Genomic DNA, 4,683 nt, shown 5'->3' on the forward strand with positions numbered 1-4,683 from the left:
GAGCCGCTGCCGCTGGCCGCCGGAGAGGCTGCTGCCGCCGGCGCGGACCGGGCGGTCGAGCCCGTCGGGGTGCAGGCGGACCACGTCGTCGGCGGCCGAGGCGGCGAGGGCCGGGGCGAGCGCGTCGTCGTCGTGCTGCCCTCCTGGGTCGACGGTGGTGCGCAGCGTGCCCTCCGTGATCCCGCCGTGGTGCGAGACGACGAGCAGGTGCCGGCGACGTCCGGCCACGGACAGCTCGGCGAGGTCGACGTCGCCGAGACGCGCGCGTCCGGAGTCGAGGTCGAGGTCGCCCGAGAGCAGCGCCACCAGGGCGTCGGAGACCGCAGGGTCGTCGACCGCGACGGCGACCAGCTCGTCGTGGCGCAGGTGCAGGCTGAGCCCGTCGAGCGGACCTGCCGCGACGTCGTCGAGCACGAGCTCGGGTCGGTCCTGGCTGGGCGCGCGACCTCCGGGTGCGAGGACGCGCGGCGTGGCGAGGAAGTCGACGATGCGCGCGGCCGACGCGCGCGACGCCGCGAACTGCGCGCTCACGTCGCCGAGGCCGCGCAGCGGCTCGGCGAGGAACTGCGTGAGACCGACCAGCGCGATCAGCTCGCCGAGGCTGATGTCGCCGTCCAGGGCGCGACGCCCGGCGAGCAGCGCGACCGCGGCGAGCAGCAGTCCGCTGAGCGCGGTGGTGAAGCCGTCGAGGTAGCCCCAGGAGCGGGCGACGGCGACGGTGTCGTCGCTCGCCCGCGTGCTCGCGGCACGGTAGCGACGCAGGGCGACGTCCTCGCCACCGATGCCCTTGAGCGGGCGCAGACCCTCCAGCAGGTCGGCCGCGAGTCCCGAGGCGGCGGCCGTGCTCTCCTGCTGCCGGGCGGTGCGACGCGCCACCAGCGGGGCGAGCGCCTGGATCGCGACGAGCACGGCGGGGACCCCGAGCAGGATGAGCAGTCCCAGCACGACGTCGACGCGGAGCACGTACGCGGCCGTCACGAGCACCGCGACGAGGGACGCGATCGCGTAGCCGAGCTGGTGCAGGGCCATCGGCACGAGGTCGGCGTCGGACGTCGCGATCGACAGCGTCTCGCCGGCGAGCCGGTCGGTCCGCGCCCCCCGCGGGTGCAGCACGTGCCCCGCGACCTCGACGCGCAGCGCGTGCGCCTCGCGCTCGATGCCCTGCTTGATGTAGCGCGCACCGAACCGGTAGCCGTTGCTGAGCACCACGAAGAGAGCGACGAGCACGCCGAGCGTCCAGGCGAGGTCGCCGAGACCACCGCCGTCGACGGCCTGGTCGACGACGAGCCCGATGACGACGGGCACGAGGGTCTCGCTGAGCTGCCAGAGCGTCAGCAGGGGATAGCCGCGGCCGAGGTCGCGTCCGTTGCGGCGCAGCGCCCGGCGGAGCAGGGCACCGGCGGTGGCCGGCGCGGTGGTCGGTGCGTCGGGCGACGTCGTGCTCCTGCCTCGCCCGCCTCGTCCCATGCGAGTGAGGTTAGCCTAACCCGCCGTCGCCCCGACCGGCGGTCGCGACGACGACGGGCGGTGGCTCACACGCCGTGCGTGGTGCGCGGGTACTCCGCGGACACGTCGGTCATGACGTTCACGAGGTAGGGCACGCCCGACGCGAACGCGCGGTCGAGCGCCGGCCCGATCTGCGCGGGGTCGGTGACCATCTCGCCACCGCCGCCGAGCGCGGTGACGACCTGGTCGTAGCGCGTGTTCGGTGCGAGGTCGGCGGCGACGTCGTAGCCGTAGAGCATCTGCATGGGGCTCTTCTCCAGCCCCCACGCGGAGTTGTTGCCGACGACCATGACCACGGGGAGGTCGTGACGCACGAGCGTGTCGACGTCCATGAGCGACATGCCGGCGGCACCGTCGCCGAACAGCACGACGACCTGGCTCGAGGGTCGCGTGATGCGGGCCGCCATGGCGGCGCCCATGCCGGCGCCGAGGCAGCCGTAGGGTCCGGGGTCGAGCCAGCCGCCGGGTCGCTGCGGCTCGACGAACTTGCCGGCAAAGGACACGAAGTCGCCGCCGTCGCCGATGACGACGGCGTCGTCGGCGAGGCGGGGGAGCAGCTCGCCGTAGATCCGCGCGGGGTGGATGGGGTCGCTGGCCGAGGCGAGCAGGTCGACGTCGCGCGCGGCCGCGGCGGAGACGAGGTCCTGCAGCTGGCCGAGCCAGGACGACCAGTCCGGCCGGGAGCCGGACGCCGACTGCAGTGCGGCGAGGATGCCGTCGAGCACGAGCGTCAGGTCGCCGGCGGCCGACCCGGCGAGGTCGGCGTGGGTCGAGAGCTGGCCGGGGGAGTCGGCGAGGTGGACGACCCGCGCAGGCGTGGCACCGTCCTTGCCGCCGAAGACGCCGTAGCCGAGGCGGAAGTCGAGCGGGGTGCCGGCGACGACCACCAGGTCGGCCCCCGAGAACGCCGCGGAGCGCGCCTTGGTGACGAGCTGGGGGTGGCCACCCGGCAGGAGTCCGCGACCCATGCCGTTGGCGATGACCGGGATGCCGGTCTCGGCCGCGAAGCGCGACGCGGCGTCCTCCGCGCCGTCGGCCCACACGTCGGTGCCGAGGACGAGCACGGGGTGGCGAGCGTCCTGCAGGAGTCGCGCGACGCGGGCGAGGTCGTCGCCGTCGGGCTGCAGGGGGGCCCGGTCGGGACCGGTGGCGGAGCCGAGGGGCCCGGCGTTGAAGAACTCGTCCATCGGGACGTCGACGAAGGTCGGTCCCCGGTGCGAGGACCCGGCGCGGTTGAACGCCTCGTGGACGGTGGGGGCGATGTCGGCGAGGGTGTGCGCGGTGGCCGCCCACGTCGAGACGGTCTCGAAGATCGGGGGGTGGTCGAGCTCCTGCAGGGTGCCCATGCCCCAGCGCGCGGCGGGGGCACGGCCGCCGACGACCACGAGCGGCGACCCGGCGAAGTGAGCCTGCGCGACGGGGCTGACGCCGTTCGTGACGCCCGGACCGGCCGTGAGCACGGCGAGGCCCGGGGTGCGGGTCAGCTTGCCGACGGCCTCGGCGGCGAACACGGCGGTGGGCTCGTGCCGCACGTCGATGATGGGCATCGGATCGGCCGCGGTGACGGCGGCGTCGTACATGGGGAACACGTGGGCGCCCGAGAGCGTGAACATGGCCTGCACGCCGTGGGCGCGGGCCACCTCGAGCGCGTGGACTCCCCCGTGCGCGGAGCGCACATCGTCTGCACCGTGCGCGGAGCGCACATCGTCTGCACCGTGCGGGGAGCGCACATGATCTGCGCTGTGGGCGGTGGGGGCGGCGCTCTCGCCGTCGGTGTCAGGGGTGGCCGCGGACTCGTCGGTCTGTGACATGGCTCGCACGCTACTGCACGGCGGTGTCGTTGTCCGGTGGGCCGTCGGGGGCGTCGAGAGGGCGGGCGCGGGTGGTCTGCCGGTACAGCCAGGGGCTCTCGCCGCGGATCTGGTCGAGGACGGCGAGGAGGAGGTCGGCGCGGTGGGCGGGCTGCTCCGCGAACAGCTCGGCGTCGCCCCGCAGGTCGGCGCGGCCCTGTACGCCGAGCGCGAGCTGCAGGTGCAGGGCGCGCAGGAAGGACGACGTGTTCTTGGCGGTCGGGGACGGCCACTCGTCGTCGAGGTGGCCGCGGGTGCGGGGTGCGCGGACGCCGGCGCCGAGGCGGGCGAGCCAGGGCTCGACGATGCTGGGGTCGAGCGCGTTGCGGTGCAGCGCGGTCATGACCGCGTACGCCAGGCGGTCGTCCTCCCCGTGGCGCCAGACGTAGGAGGTGGGGGTGAGCACGCGGTCGGCGATCACGTCGAGCAGCACGGTCAGCTCGAGCCGGTCGAAGTGGCGTGAGCGGGCGAGGGCGGCGAGCAGGTCGGCGCCGTGGGCGATGGCGTGGGCCCACCCCTGCTCGGGCACCCAGCCGCGGTGGTCGAGCTCGCGGACGTACCAGCTGGTGGCGCGGTCGCCCCAGCCCAGGACGGTGGAGGACGGCAGGACGTGCAGGGTGTTGTCGCGGCCCACGATGTCGGCGAGCAGGAGGGCGCTGTAGGAGCGTCGGACGACCGAGACGTCGCCGTCGTGGCCGAGCCCGTACCGCAGGCCCGGGGCGACGCCGTCGCCGAGCCCGCCGAGGAGGTCGTCGTACACGCCCGTGGAGATCCACGTGGTGAGCAGCGGGTACGCGAGGTCCTCGCGCAGCCGGGGGTTCGGGTGGCCGAGCATCTCGACGAGCTCGGCCGTGGACTCGTCGAGGGAGCGGTCGAGCGGGACCTGTCGACCGGTCCGCACCACGGCCTGCCAGTACGCCTCGGACATCTCGTCCATCGTGCCAGAGGGGTCCTGGGGGGCGGTAGCGCGGCTAGGGTGGGCGGGTGCCGACGCCCGACGACATCATCCGGTCGCAGACGGCTCTCGCGCCTGCCGACGTGGGCTGGGTGCACGCCCTCGTCGCGGACTGGCAGATCCTGGCCGACCTGTCGTTCGGCGACCTGGTGCTGTGGGTGCCCGACGCGGAGTCGAAGGGGCTGTGGGCGGTGGCGCAGATCCGTCCGACGACGGGTGCGACGACGCTGCTGGAGGACGTGACGGGCACGTTCGTCCCCGCGGAGCGCTCCCCGGCGGCGGGCCGGGTGCTCGCGGGCGAGGGCGCGCAGGACGACGACGACCCGGCGGTCGGTGACGGGCTGCGGGTGCGGCTGGTGCCGGTGCGGCGGG

The 4,683-nt window shown here is 74.8% G+C and carries 4 protein-coding genes; 1 reads left to right on the forward strand and 3 read right to left on the reverse strand.

Annotation, left to right across the window (positions count from 1 at the left end; translation table 11 throughout):
• The 3 genes from NH339_RS17295 to NH339_RS17305 form a co-directional block, all read right to left on the reverse strand.
• The coding region (locus tag NH339_RS17295) for an ABC transporter ATP-binding protein (protein ID WP_253027243.1) at nt 1-1,467 on the reverse strand (1,467 nt) is incomplete at its 3' end.
• Between the two features lie 65 nt (nt 1,468-1,532).
• Complete coding sequence (locus NH339_RS17300; RefSeq protein WP_253027244.1) at nt 1,533-3,317, reverse strand: acetolactate synthase; 1,785 nt, start codon at nt 3,315-3,317, stop codon at nt 1,533-1,535.
• 10 nt (nt 3,318-3,327) lie between these two features.
• Nucleotides 3,328-4,293: a DUF2785 domain-containing protein gene (locus tag NH339_RS17305; RefSeq protein ID WP_253027245.1), complete on the reverse strand. Its 966-nt coding sequence runs from the start codon at nt 4,291-4,293 to the stop codon at nt 3,328-3,330.
• A gap of 47 nt (nt 4,294-4,340) precedes the next feature.
• On the opposite strand from NH339_RS17305, the gene NH339_RS17310 reads away from it, so the two are divergent.
• On the forward strand, nt 4,341-4,683 hold a 343-nt coding region (locus NH339_RS17310; RefSeq protein ID WP_253027246.1), incomplete at its 3' end, for a histidine kinase N-terminal domain-containing protein.

Origin of the sequence: Aeromicrobium sp. CnD17-E (genome assembly GCF_024124745.1) — a bacterium.
Taxonomy (GTDB): Bacteria; Actinomycetota; Actinomycetes; order Propionibacteriales; family Nocardioidaceae; genus Aeromicrobium.